This window comes from Longimicrobium sp. (assembly GCF_036399255.1).
Taxonomy (GTDB): domain Bacteria; phylum Gemmatimonadota; class Gemmatimonadetes; order Longimicrobiales; family Longimicrobiaceae; genus Longimicrobium.
On the sequence record NZ_DASWNM010000151.1, the window covers coordinates 34996 to 58537 of the forward strand.

At 69.3% G+C, this 23542-nt stretch carries 24 protein-coding genes; 12 read left to right on the plus strand and 12 right to left on the minus strand.

The features are described from left to right. The first annotated feature begins 21 nt into the window (after nt 1-21). The 3 genes from VGC13_RS28800 to VGC13_RS28810 all read left to right on the plus strand — a co-directional run bounded on the left by VGC13_RS28800 (nt 22) and on the right by VGC13_RS28810 (nt 2797). Nucleotides 22-834 carry an undecaprenyl-diphosphate phosphatase gene (locus VGC13_RS28800; protein WP_331128787.1) on the plus strand — a complete coding sequence of 271 codons (813 nt, stop codon included), beginning with the start codon at nt 22-24 and terminating at the stop codon, nt 832-834. A 39-nt stretch (nt 835-873) separates the two neighbouring features. Beyond that, nucleotides 874-1485, plus strand: a complete 612-nt coding sequence (locus tag VGC13_RS28805; RefSeq protein WP_331128788.1) for a hypothetical protein — start codon at nt 874-876, stop codon at nt 1483-1485. A 106-nt stretch (nt 1486-1591) separates the two neighbouring features. Next, nucleotides 1592-2797: a hypothetical protein gene (locus VGC13_RS28810; RefSeq protein ID WP_331128789.1), complete on the plus strand. Its 1206-nt coding sequence runs from the start codon at nt 1592-1594 to the stop codon at nt 2795-2797. A 506-nt stretch (nt 2798-3303) separates the two neighbouring features. Here VGC13_RS28810 and VGC13_RS28815 read toward each other — a convergent pair. Continuing rightward, nucleotides 3304-3795: a pinensin family lanthipeptide gene (locus tag VGC13_RS28815; protein ID WP_331128790.1), complete on the minus strand. Its 492-nt coding sequence runs from the start codon at nt 3793-3795 to the stop codon at nt 3304-3306. 45 nt (nt 3796-3840) lie between these two features. Between VGC13_RS28815 and VGC13_RS28820 the strand changes: the two genes are divergently transcribed. From VGC13_RS28820 to VGC13_RS28840, 5 genes are all read left to right on the plus strand, one after another. Then, nucleotides 3841-5112: an ABC transporter permease gene (locus VGC13_RS28820; protein WP_331128791.1), complete on the plus strand. Its 1272-nt coding sequence runs from the start codon at nt 3841-3843 to the stop codon at nt 5110-5112. A gap of 535 nt (nt 5113-5647) precedes the next feature. Further along, nucleotides 5648-7153 carry a RapZ C-terminal domain-containing protein gene (locus tag VGC13_RS28825; protein WP_331128792.1) on the plus strand — a complete coding sequence of 502 codons (1506 nt, stop codon included), beginning with the start codon at nt 5648-5650 and terminating at the stop codon, nt 7151-7153. Nucleotides 7154-7166: 13 nt separating this feature from the next. Beyond that, a complete protein-coding gene (locus VGC13_RS28830; protein WP_331128901.1) occupies nt 7167-7886 on the plus strand; it encodes a nucleotidyltransferase family protein in 720 nt (239 codons plus the stop codon). Between the two features lie 69 nt (nt 7887-7955). Then, the gene (locus VGC13_RS28835; protein WP_331128793.1) at nt 7956-8519 is read left to right on the plus strand and encodes a hypothetical protein; all 564 of its coding nucleotides are present in this window, start codon (nt 7956-7958) and stop codon (nt 8517-8519) included. A gap of 90 nt (nt 8520-8609) precedes the next feature. Then, nucleotides 8610-9533: a DUF5996 family protein gene (locus tag VGC13_RS28840; RefSeq protein WP_331128794.1), complete on the plus strand. Its 924-nt coding sequence runs from the start codon at nt 8610-8612 to the stop codon at nt 9531-9533. A gap of 10 nt (nt 9534-9543) precedes the next feature. On the opposite strand, the gene VGC13_RS28845 is transcribed toward VGC13_RS28840, so the two are convergent. The 10 genes from VGC13_RS28845 to coxB all read right to left on the minus strand — a co-directional run bounded on the left by VGC13_RS28845 (nt 9544) and on the right by coxB (nt 17047). Continuing rightward, nucleotides 9544-10023, minus strand: coding sequence for a type II toxin-antitoxin system VapC family toxin (locus VGC13_RS28845; RefSeq protein ID WP_331128795.1), 480 nt, complete (start codon nt 10021-10023; stop codon nt 9544-9546). After that, nucleotides 10020-10235, minus strand: coding sequence for a hypothetical protein (locus VGC13_RS28850; RefSeq protein WP_331128796.1), 216 nt, complete (start codon nt 10233-10235; stop codon nt 10020-10022). Before VGC13_RS28850 ends, VGC13_RS28845 begins: the two co-directional genes overlap by 4 nt. 90 nt (nt 10236-10325) lie before the next feature. Continuing rightward, nucleotides 10326-10532, minus strand: coding sequence for a hypothetical protein (locus tag VGC13_RS28855; protein ID WP_331128797.1), 207 nt, complete (start codon nt 10530-10532; stop codon nt 10326-10328). A gap of 304 nt (nt 10533-10836) precedes the next feature. Further along, complete coding sequence (locus VGC13_RS28860; RefSeq protein ID WP_331128798.1) at nt 10837-11319, minus strand: type II toxin-antitoxin system VapC family toxin; 483 nt, start codon at nt 11317-11319, stop codon at nt 10837-10839. Further along, nucleotides 11316-11525, minus strand: coding sequence for a hypothetical protein (locus tag VGC13_RS28865; protein WP_331128799.1), 210 nt, complete (start codon nt 11523-11525; stop codon nt 11316-11318). The genes VGC13_RS28860 and VGC13_RS28865 overlap by 4 nt, the downstream gene beginning before the upstream one ends. 180 nt (nt 11526-11705) lie before the next feature. After that, the gene (locus tag VGC13_RS28870) at nt 11706-12602 is read right to left on the minus strand and encodes a cytochrome c oxidase assembly protein (RefSeq protein ID WP_331128800.1); all 897 of its coding nucleotides are present in this window, start codon (nt 12600-12602) and stop codon (nt 11706-11708) included. Between the two features lie 31 nt (nt 12603-12633). Continuing rightward, nucleotides 12634-13071, minus strand: a complete 438-nt coding sequence (locus tag VGC13_RS28875; protein WP_331128801.1) for a cytochrome C oxidase subunit IV family protein — start codon at nt 13069-13071, stop codon at nt 12634-12636. Between the two features lie 8 nt (nt 13072-13079). Further along, the gene (locus VGC13_RS28880; protein WP_331128802.1) at nt 13080-13748 is read right to left on the minus strand and encodes a cytochrome c oxidase subunit 3; all 669 of its coding nucleotides are present in this window, start codon (nt 13746-13748) and stop codon (nt 13080-13082) included. Between the two features lie 128 nt (nt 13749-13876). Beyond that, nucleotides 13877-15826: a cytochrome c oxidase subunit I gene (gene ctaD, locus VGC13_RS28885; protein WP_331128803.1), complete on the minus strand. Its 1950-nt coding sequence runs from the start codon at nt 15824-15826 to the stop codon at nt 13877-13879. 126 nt (nt 15827-15952) lie between these two features. After that, nucleotides 15953-17047, minus strand: a complete 1095-nt coding sequence (coxB, locus tag VGC13_RS28890) for a cytochrome c oxidase subunit II (RefSeq protein WP_331128804.1) — start codon at nt 17045-17047, stop codon at nt 15953-15955. Between the two features lie 408 nt (nt 17048-17455). Here coxB and VGC13_RS28895 point away from each other — a divergent pair, with 408 nt between their 5' ends. The 4 genes from VGC13_RS28895 to VGC13_RS28910 all read left to right on the plus strand — a co-directional run bounded on the left by VGC13_RS28895 (nt 17456) and on the right by VGC13_RS28910 (nt 22905). Continuing rightward, nucleotides 17456-19363 carry an ABC transporter ATP-binding protein gene (locus tag VGC13_RS28895; RefSeq protein ID WP_331128805.1) on the plus strand — a complete coding sequence of 636 codons (1908 nt, stop codon included), beginning with the start codon at nt 17456-17458 and terminating at the stop codon, nt 19361-19363. 116 nt (nt 19364-19479) lie between these two features. After that, nucleotides 19480-20136, plus strand: a complete 657-nt coding sequence (locus tag VGC13_RS28900) for a nucleotidyltransferase domain-containing protein (protein WP_331128806.1) — start codon at nt 19480-19482, stop codon at nt 20134-20136. Further along, the gene (locus tag VGC13_RS28905; RefSeq protein WP_331128807.1) at nt 20105-20542 is read left to right on the plus strand and encodes a hypothetical protein; all 438 of its coding nucleotides are present in this window, start codon (nt 20105-20107) and stop codon (nt 20540-20542) included. Before VGC13_RS28900 ends, VGC13_RS28905 begins: the two co-directional genes overlap by 32 nt. Before the next feature lie 134 nt (nt 20543-20676). Next, nucleotides 20677-22905 (plus strand): BamA/TamA family outer membrane protein, encoded by a 2229-nt coding sequence (locus VGC13_RS28910; RefSeq protein WP_331128808.1) that lies wholly within the window; start codon nt 20677-20679, stop codon nt 22903-22905. 453 nt (nt 22906-23358) lie between these two features. Here the strand turns inward: VGC13_RS28910 and VGC13_RS28915 are convergent, their stop codons facing one another. After that, a complete protein-coding gene (locus tag VGC13_RS28915) occupies nt 23359-23529 on the minus strand; it encodes a hypothetical protein (protein WP_331128809.1) in 171 nt (56 codons plus the stop codon). Nucleotides 23530-23542 lie beyond the last annotated feature (13 nt).

Genomic DNA, 23542 nt, shown 5'->3' on the forward strand with positions numbered 1-23542 from the left:
ACGCAGCAAAACGAGGCGTGGATGGATCCGATTCTCTGGATCAAGGCGGCGGTGCTGGGGCTGGTGGAGGGGATCACGGAGTTCATCCCCGTCTCGTCCACCGGGCACCTGATCCTTGCGCAGGACTGGCTGAACTTTACGGGCAAAAAGGAAAACGCCTTCATCATCTTCATCCAGCTGGGCGCCATCCTGGCCGTGGTGTGGATGTACCGGGCCAAGATCTGGAACGTCCTGCGCACCTGGCGGCAGCCGGAAAGCAAGGGGCTCATCATCAACCTGATCGTCGCCACGATCCCCGCGGTGCTGGTGGGGCTGCCCACGGAAGAGTGGATCGAGGCGCGGCTGTTCAAGCCCTTTCCCGTGGCGCTGGCGCTGGTGGTGGGCGGCATCGCCATCCTGCTGATCGAAAAGTACTTCCGCACGCCCACGGTGGAGTCGGTGGACCGCATTCCGCTTTCCAAGGCCATCGGCGTGGGATTGTTCCAGGTGCTGGCCATCATCTGGCCGGGGATGTCGCGCTCGGGGGCGACGATCATGGGCGGGCTCACGCTGGGGCTTTCGCGCACGGCGGCCACGGAGTTCTCGTTCTTCCTGGCCATCCCGGCCATGCTGGGCGCGTCGGTGGTCAAGATGGGCGACATCGCCGAGGTGGCCACGCCCGCCGACATCCCGGTGTTCGCCATCGGCTTCGTGGTGGCGTTCGTCTCGGCGCTGGTGGTGATCCGCACGCTGATCGCGTACGTGTCGAAGAACACCTTTCGCCCGTTCGCCTGGTACCGCATTGTATTCGGGATCGTGCTGGTCGCGATCTACTGGAACAGCCGGGGCTTCTAGGCCCCGGCGGCCCTTCCCTCCCCCGTCCGGACCGTACCCATGGCATCCCCCGTTACGCAGTGGCTCTCGCGCATGCCGCCGGAGCTGGAACGCAAGCTGGAGCGCGCCGAGGCCCTGGCCCGCGAAGCGCTGATCGACGTGCACGCCAACCTGGCGCTGGACCTGGTGAGCATCCTGGCCCCGCGGATGCCCTTCGACGAGGCCATTGAGCGCTACCTGGAGTCGGTGGCGCTGGACGGCGAAGAAAAGGAGGCCATCGGCACGCGGGCGGTGGCGCTGATGAACGAGGGCGAGGTGCGCGAGGACCTGGCGCGCGAGGGGCACCGCGGCTGGGGATGGAACTGGCGCTACGCCACGCCGCTGGGGATGGTGCGCTACATTCGCCGCCAGCAGAAGCGCAGCGACGAGGAGGAGCTGTGGCTGGAGCTGTCGGCCGCGCGGGCCGAGGAGACGCTGGTGGACGCGCACATGCAGCACGCCAGCCGCTTCGTGGAGGTGATGGGCGACCACGCCGACCCCACGCGCGCGGTGGCGCTGTACGTGGAGCGGCTGGAGCTGCCGGAGCTGCGCGCGCGCATGGTGTACCAGCGGGTGATGGCGCGCCTGGCCGAGGACCTGCTTCCCCGCCTGCCGGAAGACGAGCAGCAGTAGCGCGCCCCTTCAAGCACGAACCTTGCGCCTGCCGGGCGGCGGTGATCCCCGCCGCCCGGCGGGCTTTCTGACGGAATCAAACGAAGACGGACTGGCGAGAATGCGCATGGAGATGGAACGGATTCGCGGCACCGCGGCGGCGGCCCTGCTGGCGCTGCTGGCGGCGTGCGGCGGCGGCGACGAAGCCGCCGGCGAAAAGGGCGGCGGGGCGACGGACTCGGCCACGGCGGCGCCGTTCGACTCGGCGGGCGGGGCGCAGTCGGCGGCGCCGGGGGGCCAGCCGGCCAACAACCTGCCGGCCGGGCCCACCACGCAGCTGCCGCCCAACGAGCTGGGCCGCATCATGGTGCTTGAGTACCACCGCACCGGCAGCCCCGAGGGCGAGTTCGTCCGCACGCTCGACAACTTCCGCAAGGACCTCAAGGCGCTGCACGACGCCGGCTACCGCCCGGTGACCATGCGCCAGGTGCTGGAGGGGAACATCGACATCCCCCGCGGCACCACGCCGGTGGTGTTCACCATGGACGACGCCACGCGCGGGCAGTTCTACTACCGCCCGGACGGCAGCATCGACCCCAACACCATGATGGGGTCGTGGGTGTCGTTCAAGGAGCAGAACCCCAGCTGGGGGCCGGGCGGCATGGTGTGGTGCATCCTTCCCGCGGCGGCGCACCCGTCCAACTTCTTTGGCGAGACCAAGGACCGCGACACGCCGCGCGAGCAGCGCGAGGCCACCATCCGCAAGAAGATGGAGTTCATCGTCCAGAACGGCCACGAGGTGTGCAACCACACGCTGTACCACGCCCGGCTCGACCGCGCCAGCAGCGCCCAGCAGGCGATGGACTGGATCGGCATCGGCGAGGACAGCATCAAGGCGTACCTGCCGGCGGACTACGACATCGTGACCTTTGCGCTGCCGCTGGGCATGTGGCCCGACCAGAAGTCGGCGGCGTGGGAGGGCACGTACCGCAACGGCAAGCGCTACGAGAACAAGGTGGTGCTGGAGGTTTCGGGCGGCCCCAGCGTGACGCCGTGGGACACGCGGTGGGACCCGCACTCGGTGGACCGCTTCATCGTGGCGCCGGGCGCGCTCGAGGCGCAGCTGCGCCGCTGGGAGGCGGACCCCACGCACCGCTACGTGTCGGACGGCGATCCGCGGACGATCAGCTACCCGGCCAGCCAGGCGCAGTACCTGAACCGCAGCGCCCTGGGCGGCCGCACGCCGCGCGAACTGCCCGCCACGGCGGCTCCCGCGGCCGGCGGCGCGGCCCCGGCGGCGGCTCCGGCCGGCGCGGCGCCCAAGTCGCGCTGATCCCGTCGGCTCGGCGGATCGGCGGATGTACTGAGCCGCAGATCGGCTGAAGGTCGGAATCCCACCCTGGCGCGGCCGCCGGGGTGGGATTTCGATTTCGGGAGGGAGGGGAGCGTAGGGCCGGGACGGAGGCTCGGCGAAGGGGATCACGCTGCGTCGGCGGGGCGCCCCCTCCGCTCGCTTAGGCTCGCACCTCCCCCAAGATTGGGGGAGGTTGGTGTTGCCGACGGGCTGCGGGCTCGGCGATGGGGATCGAGCTGGCGCCCGGCGGCCCCTCTCCCCCGCTGCGCGGGAGAAAAGCGAGAACTCGATCTCGCTTCTAAAATCTCGGCGCGGCGAACTGCCACCACCGGCGCGCGCACGTATCCGTTACCGGGCAGCCGCCCTCGCGCCGCCCGCGGGCTACGAGAAGCCGGTCTCGTCACTGCACGACGGATAGTCCCGCGGACGCTTCACCCGACCAGCCGCGATCATCTGACCATCCTCGAACGCGCAATCCTTCACGATCAGCAGGCATAAACCCCTCCATAGGTGCATCGGTAATCCTGCGTGCTGCAGCCGTAGTTGTTGTCGCAGGTATATCCACAAGAGTTGTCGGGGAAGCACGATCCGCAGGGATGGGTGGCGGCGCAGGTTTCCATGCAGTTCGTTATCGAGCCACCAGTCTCGCAGAACCCCGACCCTTCCGCGTGCACCGTGCCCCGCGCCTGGATCGGGAGCTCGGTGAGGAACGATTCCACGCGCAGGTCTTCCATCTTCAGCTTCTTCATGACTGTCCTCCATACATTCCAAGGGTGGGATACGACATCCGCATTCCGCTCCAAAATGCGCAATCGTTGCGGAAAAGCAACAAGCATGAGCACGGCCACGTTGATGTTCCACCAAATCAGCGCGTTTGCCCGGTTCCATCGCGCGTTCATCACGCGGCGCATGCGCTCGCTACGCTCCGCGCGAAACTTCGCCGCCGCACCCGCGTACTTGCCGGTGCGCATCATCATCCATCGTGCTCCACCCTTCTCGCCCCTCCGCGCCCGATCCGCATCATGCCGTCCGAAAAACCAGAACGCTCGCCGCGGACGCGTGTCGCGGACCTGGCCTCCGTGCGCGTGGGGCTGTCGGCCCTGCGCGTAAACCCGCTGCGGACGGTGCTCGCCACGCTGGGGGTGATCGTGGGCGTGGGCGCGCTGGTGGCGGTGCTGTCACTGGGGGACGGGATGGAGCGCTACGCCCGCGGCGAGCTTGCCGTCACCACCGGCGTGCAGAACGTCTACGTGAGCCCCGTCACCTACGACACGATGGACGGGATGCGCGTGCCGCGCGAAGACTTTCCCCGCTTCGGGGCGGCGGACGCGGCGCAGGCGGCGCGCGTCCCCGGCGTGGGCAGCGTCTCCATCACCTACTCGGGCACCACGCGGGTCCGCGGCGACTCCGCCGGCCGCGACCGGGCCGCCCGCGTGACCGCCGCGATGGCGAACACGGCGCAGTTCTACGGCGCGGACCTGGCCGCGGGGCGCTTCTTTACCCCCGCGGAGGTGGCGGCGGACGCGCCGGTGGCGGTGGTATCGCACAACCTGGCGCGCGAGTTCGCCCCCGGGCAGGACCCGCCGGCCATCCTGGGCCGCACCCTCCTGTTTCGCGGCGTTCCCCGCACCGTCGTGGGCGTGCTGAAGGGGCGGCCGGGGGAGGAAGGATTCGCCGCGTACGTGCCGCTGGGCGCCGGGCCCGCCGTGATGGCGCCGGGCGAAGCGGACCGCGCGCGCATGCTGGTGCTGCGGGCCGCCACGGTGGAGCAGGTGGACAGCGCCCGCGCGGCGGCGGAGCGGTGGCTGGCGGCGCGCTACGGCAGCCCGGCGCGGTTCGAGGTGTCCACGGACCAGGCGCGCTCGCGCGAGATGGCGCGCGGTTTTTTGCTCTTCAAGGTGTTCATGGGCGCCATCGCGGGGATTTCGCTGCTGGTGGGCGGCATCGGCATCATGAACGTGCTGCTGGCCTCCGTCACCGAGCGCACCCGCGAGATCGGCATCCGCAAGGCGGTGGGCGCCCGCCGCCGCGACATCATCCTGCAGTTCCTCGCCGAGTCCGTCGCCATCACCGGCTCCGGCAGCGCCATCGGGCTCGTCTTCGGCCTGCTGGTGGCGTTCGCCGTCACTGCGGTCATGCGGGCAACGCTGGACGTGCCGATGTACGCCGGCGTCTCGCTGAGCACGCTGGCGGTGGCCGCGCTCTCCGCCATCGTCATCGGCCTTACCTTCGGCACCTGGCCCGCCCTGCGCGCGGCACGGCTGAGCCCCATCGACGCCATCCGCCACGAATAGCCGCGCTGGCCGCTTTCACGCACCGCGCGGTCCGCGCGGTGGCGCGAGATGCGAGACGATCCAGGAAGAGCACAGAGACGCAGTCCAGCGGACTGGTGTCGTTCTGAGGGGGCGCGCGCGCAATCCTTTTCAGTTGCACCAGCGCCTGTGCGCCGACCGAAGAATCTGCCGGATGGGCGCACCGTCCCGTCGGCTACGGCCGGGTTCGGCGCGAGGGGCCGCGCGTTCCCGACGGAGATTCTTCGGTCGGCGCACAGGCCCTGGAGCGTGAGGATAGTTGTGGGCGAGCGCCTTCCTTAGAATGACAGTAATCGTCCAAGGGCGGAGCGGACCCGTATCCATCCCTCAAAGCCCCGCACGATGCGGGGCTTTGCTCGTTTCTATCGGCGTCTCCACCCGTCCACGGAGCGGCGGAAAGTGCCTTGCGGGCGGTGGCGCGTCCGTATCGTCCAACGTCCACGGTGCTGACGGCACCGTGGTTGCGACGTTATGTTGCGTCCGGGGAATCGTTTCGGCCCGCAAGCAAGGCACGGCAGTGGAGAAGATCTTTCGCAGGCTGTTCAAGCAGCACTTCGGCAAGCCGCCCGTCAGCATCCTCGAGATCGCCGGCGACGGCTCGGCGCGCCAGATGTTCAGGCTCGTGGGCGAGGAGATGGAGACGGCCGTGGGCGTGGTGGGGCCCGACGCGGACGAGAACCGCGCCTTCCTCTCGTTCACCAAGGCGTTCCGCTCCATCGACCTTCCCGTCCCGCAGATCTACGGCGTGGACGAAAAGGCCGGCATCTACCTGGAAGAGGACCTGGGCGAGACCACGCTGTTCGACGCGGTCACCCAGGCGCGCCGCGAGGACCCCGGCGCGGACTTTCCCGCGGCCGTGCTCCCCGTCTACCGGCGCATCCTGGAGCTGCTGCCGCGATTCCAGGTGGAGGGCGGCAAGGTCATCGACTACTCGCTGGCGTATCCGCGGGCCGCGTTCGACCGCCAGTCCATCCTGTGGGACCTGAACTACTTCAAGTACCACTTTCTCAAGCTGGCGCACATCCCCTTCAACGAGGCGCGGCTGGAGAAGGACTTCCGCCGCTTTGCCACCTTCCTTCTGGGGGCGGACACGCGCCACTTCCTGTACCGCGACTTCCAGAGCCGCAACATGATGCTGCGCGACGGCGAGCCGTGGTTCATCGACTACCAGGGCGGCCGGCGGGGCGCGCTGCAGTACGACGTGGCGTCGCTGCTGTACGACCCCAAGGTGGGGATGACGGAGCCCGTGCGCGAAGAGCTGCTGGACCACTACCTGGCCAACCTGGAAAAGCTGCTGCCGGTGGACCGCGACCGGTTTCGCCAGCACTTCCGGGGCTACGTGCTCGTGCGCATCATGCAGGCGATGGGCGCCTACGGCTACCGCGGCTTCTACGAGCGCAAGCCGCGCTTTCTGCAGAGCGTGCCGCAGGCGGTGCGCAACATCGAGCGCATCCTGGAGACCGGCTTCGTCAGCATCGAGCTCCCCGAGCTGCAGGCCGTGTTCGAACGCATCTGCAAGACCACGTCGCTGCGAAAGGCGGCGCCGCAGGCCTTGCCCGGGCTTACCGTGCACGTGGGCAGCTTCAGCTTCAAGGGCGGCTACCCCGAGGACGGCGGCGGGCACGGCGGCGGCTTCGTCTTCGACTGCCGCGCCATCCACAACCCCGGCCGCTACGCGGAATATGCTCCGCTCTGCGGCTGCGACGAGCCGGTCGTCTACTTTCTGGAGCAGCAGCCGGAGGTGGAGGAGTTCTGGGGTCACGTGCGCGGGCTGGTGGAAAGCCACGTGGGCGTGTGGCTTACCCGCGGCTTCGCCTCGCTCTCGGCCAACTTCGGCTGCACCGGCGGCCAGCACCGCTCCGTCTACTTTGCGGAGCGGCTGGCGGCGTTCCTGCGCGCGCACTACCCGTCGGTCAACGTGGTGCTGACGCACAGGGAGGAATCGAAGTGGCCCGCCAATCGCGAGCAGGCCGAGATCGCCGCCGCCGGCGCCGCGGCGGGCGCGGCGTCGAAGCCGGAGTAGCGTCGTGGACGCCATGATCCTGGCGGCGGGCCTCGGCACCCGCCTGCGCCCGCTGACGGACCACACCCCCAAGGCGCTCATCGACGTCAGCGGCATGCCGATCATCGAGCGCGTGGCGCGGCGGCTGATCGAGGCCGGCGCGGACCGGCTGATCGTCAACACGGCCCACCTGGCGCAGCAGATCGAGGACTACGTGCGGTCCAGGGACGGCTTTGGCGTGGAGGCCGTCTTTTCGCGCGAAGACCCCGGCCCGCTGGAGACCGGCGGCGCGCTGCTGGCCGCGGAGGGGCTGTTCCGAAAGGACGCGCCCTTCTTTCTGCACAACGCCGACATCCTTTCCGAGATCCCGCTGGGCGAGATGTACGCGGCGCACGGGGCCGCCGGCGACCCGCTGGCCACCGTCGCCGTCATGCGGCGCCAGACCACGCGCAAGATGCTGTTCGACGACGCCGGGCTGCTGGGGCGCACCGACGAGACGAAGGGCATCGACCTGCGCGTCCGCCCGGCGGCGGGCGAGGTGCGGGCGCTGCCGTTCGCCGGCATCCACGTCCTCTCGCCGCGCATCTTCGATCTGATGACGGAGCGCGGGGCGTTCTCCATCCTGGATCCGTACCTGCGCCTGGCCGCGGAGGGCGAGCGCATCCTTCCCTTTCACGTGGACGGCCACGCGTGGGTGGACATCGGCCGCCCGGAGCAGCTGGAGGAGGCCCGGCGGCGGTTCGGCGGGGGCTGATCTGGAACGCTCCTTGCCCGCCACCCCGGTCCTGATCGCGGATTTTTGACGACGAGGGAGGATGGGCGGATGAAGATGCTGACGACGGCGGCCGCGGTGCTGTGCCTGGCCATGGGCGCATGCGGGGAAGACGGCGGCGAGAACCCCGATCCGGGCGGCAACACCGAGGAGGTGGGCCAGACCGGCACCACCATGACCCCCAACGCCGACGCCGGCCAGCAGGCCGCGCCCGGCGTGGAGAACATCCCCCGCCCCGAGCAGACCATCGCCGCCGGGCAGCTGTCGCCGGTCAACAACTCCGGCGTCAACGGCTCCGTGAACTTTCGCGGGCTGGACCAGGGAACGGAGATCTCGCTGAACGTCACCGGGATCTCGCAGGGGAACCAGCAGCTGCAGGGCGCCATCGTCCAGGGCACCTGCGAGCAGAACGGCGGCGAGGTGGCTCCCGTGGGGCCCATCCCGGTGGGCGCCGGCAACATCGCCACGCTCACCGACACGCTGCAGGTGCCGGTGGGCACGGTGCTCAACGGCCAGCACGCGCTGATCATCAAGGGCCAGAACGCCGGCCCGGCCACGCCGCCGCTGGCCTGCGCGGCGCTGCCCAAGTGGGAGCGCCTGCCGCCCACCGGCTGACCCGGCGGACCGTTCCGACCGCAACAACGCCGCGCCGCCGATCCCCGGCGGCGCGGCGTCTTCCCTCCCTCTCCCCTCCGGAGGTGCCCCATGCCGCAGACCGTGGTCCTTCCCCGCACCGACGTCTGGCCCGCGCTTCCGTACGAGGCGTGGAAGGACACGCTGCAGACGCTGCACATGTGGACGCAGATCGTGGGCAAGATCCGCATGGAGCTCACCCCCGCGGTGAACCACTGGTGGCACGTGCCGCTGTACGTCTGCGCCCGCGGCCTCACCACCACCGCCATCCCGTATGGCGTCCGCACCTTCGAGATCGACTTCGACTTCATCGACCACCGCCTGGTGGTGCGCACCGGCGAGGGCGAGGTGCGCACGCTGGAGCTGCGCCCCCGCACCGTGGCGGACTTTCATGCCGAGCTGATGGCGGTGCTGGGGAAGCTGGGGATCACGGTGCGAATCAACACGCTGCCGCAGGAGGTGCCGGACCCCATTCCCTTCGAGCGCGACACCACGCACGCCTCGTACGACGCGGACGCGGCGAACCGCTTCTGGCGGGTGCTGGCGCAGGCGGACCGGGTGATGCGCGAGTTTCGCGCGGGGTGGCTGGGCAAGTGCAGCCCCGTGCACCTGTTCTGGGGAAGCCTGGACCTGGCGGTCACGCGCTTCAGCGGCGGGCCGGCGCCGGTGCACCCCGGCGCGCCCGGCATCGCCGACTCCGTCACGCGCGAGGCGTACTCGCACGCGGCCAGCAGCGCGGGCTTCTGGCCGGGGAACGCCATGTTCCCGCAGCCGGCGTTCTACGCCTACTTCTACCCGGAGCCGGAGGGATACAAATCGGCCTCCGTGGGCCCGGAGGCCGCGTACTACGGCGCCGAAATGGGCGAGTGGCTGCTTCCCTACGAAGCCGTCCGCACGGCCCCCGACCCCGACGCCGCCCTCCGCGAGTTCCTGGAGACCACCTACGCCGCCGGCGCCACCCTGGCCGGCTGGGACCGCGCCGCGCTGGAGCGGTAGGCGGAGCGGCTCAGGAGGGCGTGATGGCCTCCAGCCCTTCGCGTTGCGCCGCGCGGCACTGGCGCTGGTCGTGGCTCACGAACGCGAAAGGCGCGTCACCGGCGATCGTGGTCCGGGCGGTGAGCGCGGCGGCCAGGTGAACCGCATCCGCACCCCGGATCTCCCGCCGCTCCACGACCTCTGCGGCCAACGGCATGCACCGGCTCGCGGGGAGAACGGTGAGCAGGAAATCGTCCAGCAGATCTGCCCTCACGCGAGGCACCGTCTGCCGGAACGCCGCGCGACTCAGCCCCCGCCGGGCCGCGTCGGGCTTCTGCGCGATCTGCCGGAGGGCAGACACGGTTTCCGGGAGTGCCAGGTCACAGAAGCACACCAGGGCCGATGCGTGCTCACCTGTCGCGCTACGCATCAGGTCCCGGAGCCATCGCCAGCCCGTCTCCACTACGTAAAGCCGGATGATCGCCGAGGTGTCGAGGAAGAACACCTTCACAGCTTGCCCTCCCTGCGCAGTTGCACCACGAAGCGGCTCATCTCGTCCGCATCGATCGGAAGGGGATGCTCCGGCGGCTCCCAGGTTGCACCCGGAGGCGGAAGGCGGATGTGGATTCCCCGCTCGGCCAGGCGACGGCGGAATTCCTCGCGCCAAGCCTGCGGGTCCCGGGGCATCTCTTTGCGTTGCGTTTCAATCGCAGCGTTGCTCATGATCGCACACGGTTCAGGTTCGCACAGATATCGCCCGCTGTCCGGCGACGACTACGCGGAGGGGTGCGGAGGAGTCGAAGAAGTACGTGTTCAATCCTCCCTCCGCATTCGGATCACCATCGCGCTGGCCTCATCGGCCGAGACGGGGAACGGCACCGGCGGAAGCCACTCCCTGCCCGGTTCAGGCAAACGGATGAAGATCCCGCGCTGGGCCAGGCGCCGCTGGAACTCCGCACGAACCGCATGTGGATCCGACCAGCGGCCATCCTCGTCATGTTTCGGCAGTGGGTTGCTCACCAAACCGCTCCGTTCAGGGACACGTCCTCTTCTCACTCACAAGTATAGCCGCACCGCCTGCAACGTCCAATTATCGCGATCCGCCAACTCACGGACCCGTTTCCCGCCGACCGCGATCCGAACGCAAGACGCGCTTGGGCAAGCACTTGCACGGACGCGGCGTCGGTCTCCTCTCTCCTGGTCCACGCCCCCCATTCCGACGCAGCCCTCCGCAACTTTCTGGAGACCACCTGCGCCGCCCGCGCCACCCTCGCCGGCTGGACCGCGCCAGCTGGAGCGGTAGGCGCCGGCTGAACCGCGACGGCTACGCGGAGGGGCGCAGCACGTTCAACCCCTCCGCTTCGGCAACCCGGCACTGCGCCAGGTCATCGCTCACGAAGAAGAACCGCTCCGGTACAGGCGCAGCCTCTTTCGCGGTCAGGGCGGATGCAATGTGGACCGCGTCGGCCCCCTTGATGGGGTGCCGTCCGGCGATCTCCGCGGCTACCGTCATGCAAGGGGTCGCCGGCATGACGAAGAAGCTCTCCTGTTCGCTGAAGTCCTCGCGTACCCGTGGAAGCACCATGCGGAGCGCGGCACGGCTCAGCCCCCGGCGTGCGGCATCGGCTCCGGTCGCGATCTTCCTGAGCGCCGCAAAGGTCTCCGGCCGCGCGAGGTCGCACACGACGATCTCGGTGGTCGGCCGCGCGACGACCGCGCTGCGAACCAGATTCCGGACCAGGACGGCTCCGGTCTCCGTCGTGTACAGCCGGACCACCGCCGACGTGTCGAAGAAGTAGGTGGTCAATCCTCACCCCGGCGCATCCGGATCACCATCTGGCTGGCCTCGTCGGCGGAGACGGGGAGTGGAACCGGCGGCACCCACTCCTTGTCCGTCCTCGGGAAGCGGACGAAGATCCCCTTGGCGGCCAGCCGCCGGCGGAACTCCGCCCGGCGCACGAAAGGATCTGCCCAGGGTCCTTCGGCGTCATCAGCCGGCAGTGGAGTGCTCATCGATTGCTCCGTTCAGGGACACGTTCTCTTCTCGCCCACAAGTATAACCCGGCCGTCCGGAACGTCCAATACCGCGACCCGCCAACACGCGGACCCGTTTCCCGCCGGCCACGATCCATACGCAAAACGCGCCCGGACAAGCACTTGTCCGGGCGCGTCGGTTTGCGATCGCTGCGTGAATCAGCCCTGCGGAAACGGCGGCGGTACGATGAGGCCAGCGCGGTTCACCCGCGGCTGCTGCAGCGCCACCGCCTCGTCCTCCCGGCGCTCGCGGCCGGTCCAGCGAAAGTAGACCGCGGTGATGGCCAGCCACAGCGTGAGCCCGCCCGGCACCCACATGATCACCCCGCCCAGCCGCTGGTCCTCCAGCGCCGTCAGCCCGGGGACGATGCGCGGCGCCTCGACGTACCACGTGTACAGCTCCGTGGCCGAGAAGGTGATGAGCGCCGCCGAGACCATCATGGGAATGCCCACCAGGAACAGGTACACCATCTGGAGCGCCGGCGCGATGCGCGGCAGCTCCGGAAGCGGGCTCATCACCGGCCACCACATGATGGTGCCCGTCACCATGATCATCAGGTGCATGGTCACGTGCACCCCGTGGTCGCGCATCATCAGGTCGTACGGACCCGGAAAGTGCCAGGCCAGGAAGATGGCGTTGTTCAGCGCGAACGCCACCAGCGGCAGCGTCAGCAGGCGCGCGGCCTTCCCCAGCCACTTTCGCCGCACCACCGGGCGCAGCGCCCAGTCGGGGGTGGCGTACAGCAGAAAGGGCGGCATGATGAGGATGAGCACCAGGTGCTGCACCATGTGCGCGCTGAACAGGAAGTAGTCGCTCAGCTCGTGCAGCGGGCCCTGCAGCGCCGCGAACATCAGCCCCATGCCAAAGACGAACGACGCCACCTTCTTCGCCGGCACGGGACGCGAGCCGGAAAAGCGGTGGCGCAGGGGGCCGATCAGCAGAAAGTACGCGCCGAACAGCAGCAGCCACCCCGCCATGAAGCTGGGGTACACCCGCCATTCGGACCACGAGAAGGCCTCGCCGTGCAGCGCGAGGCCCAGAACCGCGATGGACATCCGGAAACCTGCCTTGTCCTGCCTGGGTGCGTCAGTGCCCCGGCGCCGGGGGCGTCGTGGGCGCGCCGGGGTTGCCCTGGGGCGCCGTGCTGGGCCCGTGCACCCCCTCGTCGCTGCTCATGCTGCCGTGGATGGCCGTGGACGTGCCGTGCAGCGGGCCAAAGAGCAGGATCATCGACCCGATCACCAGCGTGGCCAGCAGCGCGGGGAACACGAAGATCCCCGTGAACAACTTGTGGTCGAACTTCAGGTGCATGTACAGCGCGACCACCAGCAGGAACTTGAGCGCCGACAGGAACAGGATGATGGTCGTCGCCATCCCCGGGCCCAGGGTGCCGCTCTGCTCGCCCATGTACCCCAGCACCTCCAGCACCGTCAGCGCGATCAGGATCACGCCGACGATGATGTAGAACCGGTTCGTGGGATGGGCGTGCTGGTTGTGCGCCACTTCGCGCAGTTCGCTCGTCATGTCGCCGTTCACCGTACGAGGTAGACCAGGGGAAAGATGATGATCCAGATCACGTCCACGAAGTGCCAGTACAGGCCCGCGATCTCCACGTTCAGCGACTTCTCGGGACCGATCTTTCCCTTCCACGCCATCACCGACAGCGTGAGCAGGTACAGCACCCCCACCGTGACGTGCGCGCCGTGGAACCCCGTCAGCAGAAAGAAGCTGGACGAGAACAGGTTGCTGCTCAGCGTCATCCCGTCGTGCACCACGAAGTACGTGAACTCGTACACCTGGCACCCCAGGAAGATGGAGCCGCCGAACGCCGTCAGGAACAGCCACAGCGCGCTGTTCCTGCGGTCGCCGCGCTGCGTGTAGTTCAGCGCCAGCACCATCGCCACCGAGCTCATCAGCAGGATGAAGGTGCTGAAGGTGGTGAGCGGGATGTTGAACACCCCGTGCTCCATCACCTGGCCGGTCACCGAGTTGGTCCAGCCGCCCTCGTGGGGGCGCGGCCCGCCGATGCTGCGGCCCTTGTACGCCATGTACGTGGCGATCAGCGAGCCGAAGAGCAGGCACTCCGAGCCGATGAAGCCCCAGAACGCCATCTTGCGGCTGTCCAGCCCCGTGCTGGTGTCGATATGGGCCGCGTGGGCCGCGTGCGCCGCGTTCGGGTCCAGCGCGTGGGTGTGGTCCATTGCGAAGAAGTTCCTAGTGCCTAGTGCCGAAGTACAAAGTGCCTGGTACCTGGTGCCCAGTACCTAGTGCCCAGTACCTGGTGCCTGAGTTACTTGGCACTAGATACTGGGTACTAGGCACTCTTCCCTCAGTGGCTGTGCCCCGGCTCGAACGCCCAGGCGTAGACGCACAGCACAAGCCCCACCACGCCCAGGATGCTCATCAGCCACAGGTTGTGCGCCCAGCCTTCCACGTTGCGGAACAGCAGGCCGATGAAGATGATCGAGATGGCCGCGGCGGTGATGATGGGCCAGTACGACGGCGGCGGCAGGTGAATGCCCAGGTCGTGCGCCGACATGCGGTTCACGTCCTGCTCCGGGTCGCGCACCTCGCCCACCTTCGCGCCCATCAGCGTCACCTGCTCCGTCTCTTCCTCCACCCGCCCGTGCGGAATGCCGCTGGACTTGGTGGGGTCGCCCTCCCACAGGGGCATGCGCGAGTGCACCACCGGGATCTTGACGAAGTTGTACACCGGCGGGGGCGAGGCCATGGCCCACTCCAGCGTGGCCGCGCCCCAGGGGTTGGGCCCCGCGATCTTCCCGCGCTTCCACGCCCACACCAGGTTGATCGCGAAGACCAGCGTGCCCAGGGCGATGATGAACGAGCCGGCCGAGATGACCAGGTTCATCTCGTTGAAGCCCATGTTGTCGGCGTAGGTGAAGATGCGGCGCGGCATCCCCAGCATCCCCAGGAAGTGCATGGGGAAGAAGGTCAGGTTCATCCCGACCAGGGTGAGCCAGAAGTGGGCCTTGCCCAGCCGCTCGCTCATCAGCCGGCCGGTGATCTTGGGGTACCAGTAGTACATCCCCGACCACAGCCCCAGCACCGTGCCGCCGAAGAACACGTAGTGCAGGTGCGCCACCACGAAGTACGTGTCGGTCTGCTGCAGGTCGCTGGGCGCGGCCGCGTGCATGACGCCCGAGATGCCGCCGATGGTGAACATCGCGATGAACGCGATGCTGAACAGCATGGCCGTGGTGAAGCGCAGGCTGCCGCCCCACATGGTGCCCAGCCAGTTGAAGATCTTGATCCCCGTGGGAATGCCGATGAGCATCGTGGACAGCGCGAAGAAGCTGTCGGCGATGGGCCCCATGCCCGTGGCGAACATGTGGTGGCTCCACACGCCCCACCCCAGCCAGCCGATGAGCACCCCCGAGAACACCATCACGTTGTAGCCGAACAGCGGCTTGCGGCTGAACGTGGGGATCACCTCCGACACCATGCCCATGATGGGCAGGATGAGGATGTACACCTCGGGGTGGCCGAACATCCAGAACAGGTGCTGCCACAGCAGCGGGTCGGCGCCCTTGCGGATGTCGTAGAAGGTGGCCCCGAACAGCCGGTCCACCATCAGCTCCGTCACGGCGATGGTGAACACCGCCATGGCCGTCACGATGAGGATGGCCGTGATGAGCGTGAGCCAGGTAAAGATCGGCATGCGCATCAGCCGCATTCCCGGCGCGCGCATGTTGATGATGGTGACGATGAAGTTGAGCGACGCCAGGATCGACGAGAAGCCCAGGATCTGCAGGCCCAGGACGTAGAAGTCCATGTTGAGCCCGGGCGAGAACTCGCGGGTGGTGATGGGCGCGTACGCGAACCACCCCGAGTTGGGGCCCATCTGCAGGAAAACGCCGACGTTGAAGAACAGCACGCCGAACAGGTACACCCAGTACGACAGCGCGTTGAGCCGCGGGAACGCCACGTCGCGCGCGCCGATCTGCAGCGGCATGATGTAGTTGAAGAACGCCGCCGTCAGGGGCATCAGCGCCGCGAAGATCATCGTCAGCGCGTGCACCGTGAACAGCTGGTTGTAGAAGTCGGCGCTGACGAAGTTGTTGTTGGGCACGGCCAGCTGCACCCGGATCAGCAGCGCCTCGATGCCGCCGATCAGGAAGAAGGCAAAGGCCGTCACCCCGTACATGATGCCGATCCGCTTGTGGTCCACCGTGGTGATCCAGCTCCACAGGCCGGTGGGCTCGGCGGGTGCCGCGGTATGAGGGTGGTGCGGTGCGGCCACCGTTGCTGTCGATGCCATTCCTGCTCCATCGGGTTCGGGGCGCCCTTTTTACGGGGCGGGCGCCTGATCACGAAAGGCCGCGTCCGGGAATGGCTCCCGGGGCCGGCCGTCGCCGTCGGTCTTTATGTACAGCCCTGCGCGCCGCTACTGAAGCGACTGCAGGTACGCCACGATGTAGGTGATCTGCTCGTCCGTGAGCGCGTTGGGGATGTCGCCCCCCAGCTGCGGCATCAGCGAGCCCGGCTTGATGGACGGGGCGTTGCGGATCCACGCGTGCAGGTTGGCCGCGTTGTTCTCCATGATCCCCGCCGCCAGCGTGCGCCGCCGCCCGAAGTGCGTCAGGTTGGGCCCGGTGCGCCCCACCATGGGCGTGCCGCCGACGACGTGGCAGCCGGCGCACACGCCCTGCGTGACCAGCTTCTTCCCCAGCGCCACCGCCGACGTGGAGTCGGTGGGCTGCAGGGCGGGGCTGGCCTCGTTGTTCAGCCAGTCCTGGAAGCCCTGCGGGGTGTGCGCGATCATCCGCATCTTCATCAGCGCGTGGCTGTCGCCGCAGAACTCGGCGCACTGCCCCATGTACACGCCCGGCTCGCGCGGGGTGAAGATGAGGCGGTTGACGCGGTTGGTGATCAGGTCGCGCTTGCCGCCCATCTGCGGCACCCAGAACGAGTGCAGCACGTTGTCGGACTCCAGCAGCAGCTGCACCGGCTGGCCCACGGGCACGTGGATCTCGTTGGCGGTGACCACGGTGTCGCGGCCGCCGTTGACCGGGTACTGGAACTCCCACCACCACTGCTTGCCGATCACCCGCACGCTCAGCGCGTTGGCGGGCGGCTCGGGCTGCGTGGCGAAGATGGCCTGCACGGTGAACACGGCGATCACGGCCACGATCAGGGCCGGGATCAGCGTCCACGCCACCTCGAGCGTGGTGTTGCCGTGCACCTGCGTGGGCTCGGGCGCATCCGGGTGGTAGCGGAACTTCCACAGGATGTAGCCCAGCCCCGCGAACGTCAGCAGGCCGACCGCGACCCCCAGGTACAGGGTCAGGTTGAACAGCCCGATCTGGATCTCCCCCATCTCCGTGGTGGGGGCGAACGTGGTCTGCGGGTAGCGCGTGACGTGGTCCTCGCCGCAGGCGGCCAGCAGGGGCAGCAGGAGCCCGGCGGCCAGCAGGGGCCGCGCCCCGGGAGCGGCGCCCGGGCGGGCGAGGCGCCCGGCGGGTGCGGAGACTGACTTCATCGGCTGTGGGTGTTCGGCGTTCTTTCCAGGTCGTTCCGGCGGCCCGGGCCCGCGCTTCGGCGCGCATGCAGCGGGCGGGCGGCCCGGCGGCGGGCATAATACGCCCCCCCGCCAGCGTTCGCCAGCCCCGCCGCGCACCGCGCGTGCAGGGAAAAACCACGTGCTTCGGCCCGGGGAATCTATGCTCCGCCGGCCGCCGCGTCTGTGGGGAAATTTCGGACGCGCCCTGCGGAGAACGCCTACCCCCGCCGCGCGCCTCCCAACGCCCGGAATTCCGCGGAAATCCGTGCATTTTCCTGGACCGGCTCGCCGATCGGAGAGTTACAGCCGCGCATCGCAGACGCCCGGCTGTAACATCCTCCCCCTGTCCCCTGTCCCCTGTAACCTGTCCCCTCGTACTTTCCTGCAATGTCGCAGCCCCAGCACGTCCCCAGCCGCCGCCGCACGCCGCCGCCCGCGTCCCCCACGTGGGCGCAGCGCTGGCGGGCCATGCGCAACCTGCCGCCGTTCCTGCGCATGGTGTGGCAGACGCACCGCGGCTACGTGGCGGGGGTCGCCGCGCTGCGGCTGCTGCGGGCGTTCATCCCCATCGCCACGCTGTGGGTGGGCAAGCTGATCGTGGACGAGGTGGTGCAGGCCTCGCGCACGGGGGCGCCGGACTGGAACCGCATCGCCACGCTGGTGGGGGTGGAGTTCGGCATCGTGGCCGTGGGCGAGGTGGCGGCGCGCACGGGGACGCTGCTGGAAAGCCTGCTGGGCGACCTGTTCAGCAACCGGATGAGCGTGCGGCTGATGGAGCACGCGGCCGAGCTGGACCTGCAGCACTTCGAGGATCCCGCCTTCTACGACCGGCTGGAGCGCGCCCGCCGGCAGACGGTGGGGCGCATCGTCCTCCTGTCCCAGCTGTTCGGGCTGGCGCAGGACGCGCTGACGCTGCTCACGCTGACCGGCACCCTGCTGGCCTTTTCGCCCCTCCTCTTTGCGCTGCTGGTGATCACGGTGCTCCCCTCGTTCCTGGGAGAAACGCACTTCGCGGCGCTGGGCTATTCGCTGCTGTACCAGTGGACGCCGGAGCGGCGCAAGCTGGACTACTACCGGCTGATCGCCGCGTCCGAAAAGACGGCCAAGGAGGTAAAGCTCTTCGGCCTGTCCCCGTACCTCATCGACCAGTACCGCACGCTGGCGGACCGCTTCTACGCGGCCAACCGGCGGCTGGCCATCCGCCGCAACCTGGTGAGCACGGGGCTCTCCCTCCTCTCCACGCTGGGCTACTACGCCGCGTACGCCACCATCGTCCAACGCACCGTGCTGGGCCGGCTGACGCTGGGCGACCTGACGCTGCTGTCGGGAACGTTCTCCCGCTCGCGCGACCTGATCCAGCGGATGCTGCTGTCGACCACGGAGCTGTACGAGCAGGCGCTGTACCTGGACGACCTGTTCCTCTTCTTCTCCATGCGCCCGTCCATCGCCCGGCCGGAGCACGCGATTCCCTTTCCCCGCCCCATCCGCCAGGGCTTCGAGTTCCGCGACGTCTGGTTCCGCTATCCCGAGGCGGTCGAGGGGACACCGGTGACGGAGGACGTGCCGGACGACGACCCGTCGTGGGTGCTGCGCGGCATCAGCTTTCGCATCCACCCCGGCGAGCGGGTGGCGCTGGTGGGGGAGAACGGCGCGGGAAAGACGACCATCACCAAGCTGCTGGCGCGGCTGTACGAGCCCACCCGCGGCACGGTGCTGCTGGACGGCCGCCCGCTGGCGGAGTACGACCCCGCGGAGCTGCACGACCAGGTGGGCGTGATCTTTCAGGACTTCGTGCGCTACGACATGACGGCGGAGGAGAACATCGCCGTGGGGCGCATCGGCGAGCTGGCGTCGGGGGATGACGGGGCGCACGGCAAGGTGGTGGGCGCGGCCGAGCGGTCGCTGGCGTCGGAGGTGGTTGAAGCGCTTCCCGGGCGCTACCGGCAGATGCTGGGGCGGCGCTTCGACGGCGGGGTGGACCTGTCGGGCGGGCAGTGGCAGAAGGTGGCGCTGGGCCGCGCCTACATGCGCGACGCGCAGCTGCTGATTTTGGACGAGCCCACGGCGGCGCTGGACGCCCGCGCGGAGTACGGCGTGTTCAGCCGCTTCGCCGAGCTGACGGAGGGGAGGATGGCGGTGCTGATCTCGCACCGGTTCTCCACCGTGCGCATGGCGGACCGCATCCTGGTGCTGGAGCACGGCCGCGTGCTGGAGCAGGGCACGCACGACGCCCTGCTGGCCCTTTCCGGCCGCTACGCCGAGCTGTTCAACCTCCAGGCGGCGGGATATCGGTAGGCGATCCTTGGCACGGGAGCCAGGGTGGAGTATACTTGTGTGACTTAAAAGTAAGTCACGTGGCTTACAATGAAGTCAGGTGACTTACAAGTGAGTCACGGAACCGGGGCTCCGGAATGGGACTGTTCTTTACGCCGCTCGACCTGATCCTGTCTTCCAGCAGCAAGCTGCGGCTGCTGCGCGCGCTGCACGGAATGCGTTCTCCCGTGTCCGGGCGCGAGGTGGCGAGCACGGCCGGCGTCGCGGTGCAGCCCGCGCAGCGGTCGCTCGCGCAGCTGGTCGCGCTGGGGGTGGTGCATCGCGACGACACCCGCAGCCAGCACCTGTACACGCTGAACCGGCAGAACGTGCTGGTGCAGCGCGCCCTGGGGCCACTGTTCCAGGCCGAGGAGGCGCGGGTGGACGAGGTGTTCCGCGAACTGGCCCGCGCGGTGGGGGGCAAGCCCGGAAAGAGCCTGGAAGGCCTGTACCTGTTCGGGAGCGCGGCGCGCGGCAGGGACCGCGTGGGGAGCGACTTCGACGTGCTCGCCGTCGTCTCGGGCCCCGCGCAGGTGGACACCGTGCACGAAACTCTGGCGCAATCCGCCGAACAACTGTACACTCGCTACGGGCTGCGGCTCTCCGCCGTGGTCCTCGATCTGGCGAAGCTCAGGACGATGCACGCGGACGGAGACGCGCTCATCGCGGAGCTGCTGCGGGACAACCGGCGGATCACGGGCAAGCGACTGGAGGAGATCGTTCATGGTCACACGCGGAAGCAGAAAGGAAGTTGACCGCGGACAGGCGGAGCGGTACCGGCGCGTGGGCGCCGCGCTGCTCCAGAGCGCGGAGGTGATGGCGGAGCTGGCGACGGAGTCGGACAGCTTCGGCAACGCCATCGCGGTGGTGGCGGTCCACGCGTGCATCGCGTACAACGACGCGCTCTGCATCGCCTGGAAGGGCGTCAAGTCGACGGAGGGAGACCACACGCGCGCGCCGGACACGCTGGTGTTCGCGCTGAGCCACCAGGCGCCCCCGGAGCGGGTTCGCCAGCTGCGGACGGTGGTCGGCAAAAAGGACCACGTTTCGTACCAGGGCAGCTACTACCGGGTCGGCGAGGCGCGCCGGCTGCTGGACGACGCCGCGGTATTCTGCGGCTGGGCCGAGAAGATCTACGACCAGCGCCCTCCGAGAGGCTGACGTCGAACGGGAAGGGGCAGGCGCGGACGACCGCCCCTGCCCCTTTGCCGGTCATCCGCCGAGGACGATGAAACTCACGTGCACCGTGTGGCGTAGCAGGACGCGCGCAACCTACCCGACCCGGAGATCCCCCGATGCTGATTGCCGCCGCCCTGGCCGTTCTGTTCCAGGGCACCCCCGCCGCGCTTCCCGCGGCGACACCGCAGGACACCCTTTCGGCCTACATGGACCGAGGCGCCGCCGACCTGCTGCGCGGCGCCCGCGAGCGCCGCGCCCGCGTGGAGCGCGCCATCGACCTGTACCGCGTGACCGCCCGCCAGCGCACGCACGCCGGCGTGGAGGCGCTCAGCCGCGACCGCACGCTGTTCGGGGGCGAGATGGCGGTGCGCATCGAGTGGCGCCGCGGGCAGAGCGGCGTGGTGCAGGTGCTGGGCGCGCGCGAGGTGAGCCCCGCCACCAGCCGCGGCGCCGAGGTCCCCGGCGACCTGCCCGGCGAGGCGACCAACCTGGCCTTCGACCCCGACGAGCTGCAGCTGAGCCTGTTCCAGTTCGGCGCGGGAAGCCTGGGGGTGGACGACGACGAAGAGGACGAGCGCGAGAACGTGGTGGAGCGCCAGAACGACACCATCAGCGTGCAGGTCGACGTGGAGCCGGTCGACCCGCTGAGCCCGGGAAGCGAGGCGCACTACCGCTTCCGCACCGGCGAGACCACCGTCGTGCGCCTCCCCGACGGGTCGCAGCTGCGGCTGGTGCAGTTGGAGATCATCCCCCGGCGGCGCGAGTTCCGGCTGCTGCGCGGGTCGCTGTGGATCGACTCGCAGACGCACGGCGTCGCCCGCAGCGTGCTCACGACGGCGCGTCCGTTCGACCTGAGCCGCGACGTGGACGAGGACGTCCCCGGCATCATCAACATCATGGGCGGCGTGCGCGCCACGGTGCGGTACGTGACGGTGGAGTACGCGCTGGTGCAGGGACGGTGGTGGCTGCCGCGGCTGATGGCCATCGACATGGAGGCCAACCTGGGGATGGTGGCCGGCATGCCGGTGCGCTTCGAGCGCAGCTACAGCGACTACGAGGTACAGGCGTCGGCGGCGCCGCAGCAGGCGCCGGTGGCCACGCTGGCGCAGCGCGACACCTCGGCCGAGACCGTCTGCAAGCGCGACGCGGAAGCCGCGGGCGAGACGTGCCAGTGCCAGTGGAACCGCTGCCGCCGCTGGCGGGTGGACGTGCCGGCGGACACGGCCTCGCTGCTGACCAGCGCCGACCTGCCGCCGCCGCTGGCCAGCGAGGGCGCGCGGCTGATCACCGGCGAAGAGGTGGAGTCGCTGGCCCGCGTGCTCACCCCCTCGCTGGGAAGCATGGGCGACTTTCGTCCGGACCTGACGACGCAGATCGCCGGGCTGCGGATGCTGCGCTACAACCGCGTGGAGGGGCTGTCCATCGGGGCGCGGGCGGACGTGGCGTGGGGACCGCTGGCCATCGACGGCGAGGCGCGCATCGGGCTGGCGGACCGCGAGCCCAACGTGGAGATCGGGGTGGCGCGCGAGACGCTGGCGCGGCGCACCCGCGTCGCCGGCTACCGGCGGCTGACGGCGTTCGACCCGGCGGCGCGCGCGTTCGGCATCGGCGCGTCGCTGAACGCGCTGCTCTTTGGCCGCGACGAGGCGGAGTACTTCCGGGCCACCGGCGCGGAGCTCACCGGCCGCCCCGTGCGCGACGGGCGGTGGTCGTTGGCCTGGCGCGCGTTCGGCGAGCACCAGCACGCGGTCCAGCGCAACACGCAGTTCTCCCTGGCGCGCGCGTGGGACTCGGACCCGTTTCACGAGGTGCGCGCGGCGGACGACGCGGACCAGGCGGGGCTGGGCGTATCCCTTTCCCGCGACTTCGGCGGCGACCGCTCGCCTGCGCGCTTGACGCTGGGGACGGGGCTGGAGGGGCAGACGGGGACCTTCGGCTTTGGCCGGGGGCAGGCGTTCGCCCGCATGGCGGCGCCTTCGCTGGGGCGCTTTGCCCTTGCGCTGGAGGCGGCGGCGGGGACCACCACCGGCGACGTGCCGGTGCAGGGGCTGTGGTACCTGGGCGGCCCGTCGACGGTGCGCGGCTACCGCGGCGCGCTGCTGGGCGGCGAGTCGTTCTGGCGGGCGCGGGCGGAGCTGGCTACGCCGCTCCCCGCCGCGCGGCTGGTGTTGTTCAGCGACGCCGGCTGGGTGGGTGCGCGCGACGCGTGGGACTTCGATCCCCCGCTCCTCTCCGCCGGCGTGGGCGCCAGCTTCCTGGACGGGCTGATCCGGCTGGACCTGGCGCGCGCGCTGCGGAGCCCCACGGGCTGGCGGGTGGACCTGTACCTGGACGCGGCGCTCTGATCTCGGCTCGGGGGTAGGGAATAGGGAATAGGGAATAGGGAATAGGGAATAGCCAGCAACGGCGGGCCGTTTCCTTCTCACCGTCCGAGACTCTGATCCGTGGTGAGCGGAGGCATGGCGCGCCGGCCGACGAGGCATGAGCCGGCGTGGGATGTCGGGAACGGAGGAGGATGGAATGCGGCAGGGGGCCATCCGCGTTTTTTGAGGGAGATACGGATCGCCGGATGGCGTCGGCAGCGCACAGGAACAGGCAGTCACGACCACCTGATGCGCGATCTTGAGAACCATCCGCCATCACCGCGATCGGAGGTGAGCGGCACATCGCGGACGTTCGTCTCTTCCCGATCCGGCATCAGCCGCCCCACCACGCCGAAAGGGGAGCCCTCGCGGGCTCCCCTTTCGTGTTTCCGCCACCGGCGACCTCCTGATGGAATTCGCCCGGCCGGATGCGTCCTAGCCGACGACGGTGCCCGGGTCGGTGAAGATCGGGCAGTCGTACGTCTCGCCGGGGCACCAGTAGCAGAACGTCATGGGCGTGGGCTCGTAGGTGCCACCCGGCGCCTTGACGGCGTCCGCCCCGGTATCGAACGAGGCCACCACCAGCTCTTCGGGATTCAGCTTCATGGAAACGCTCCGG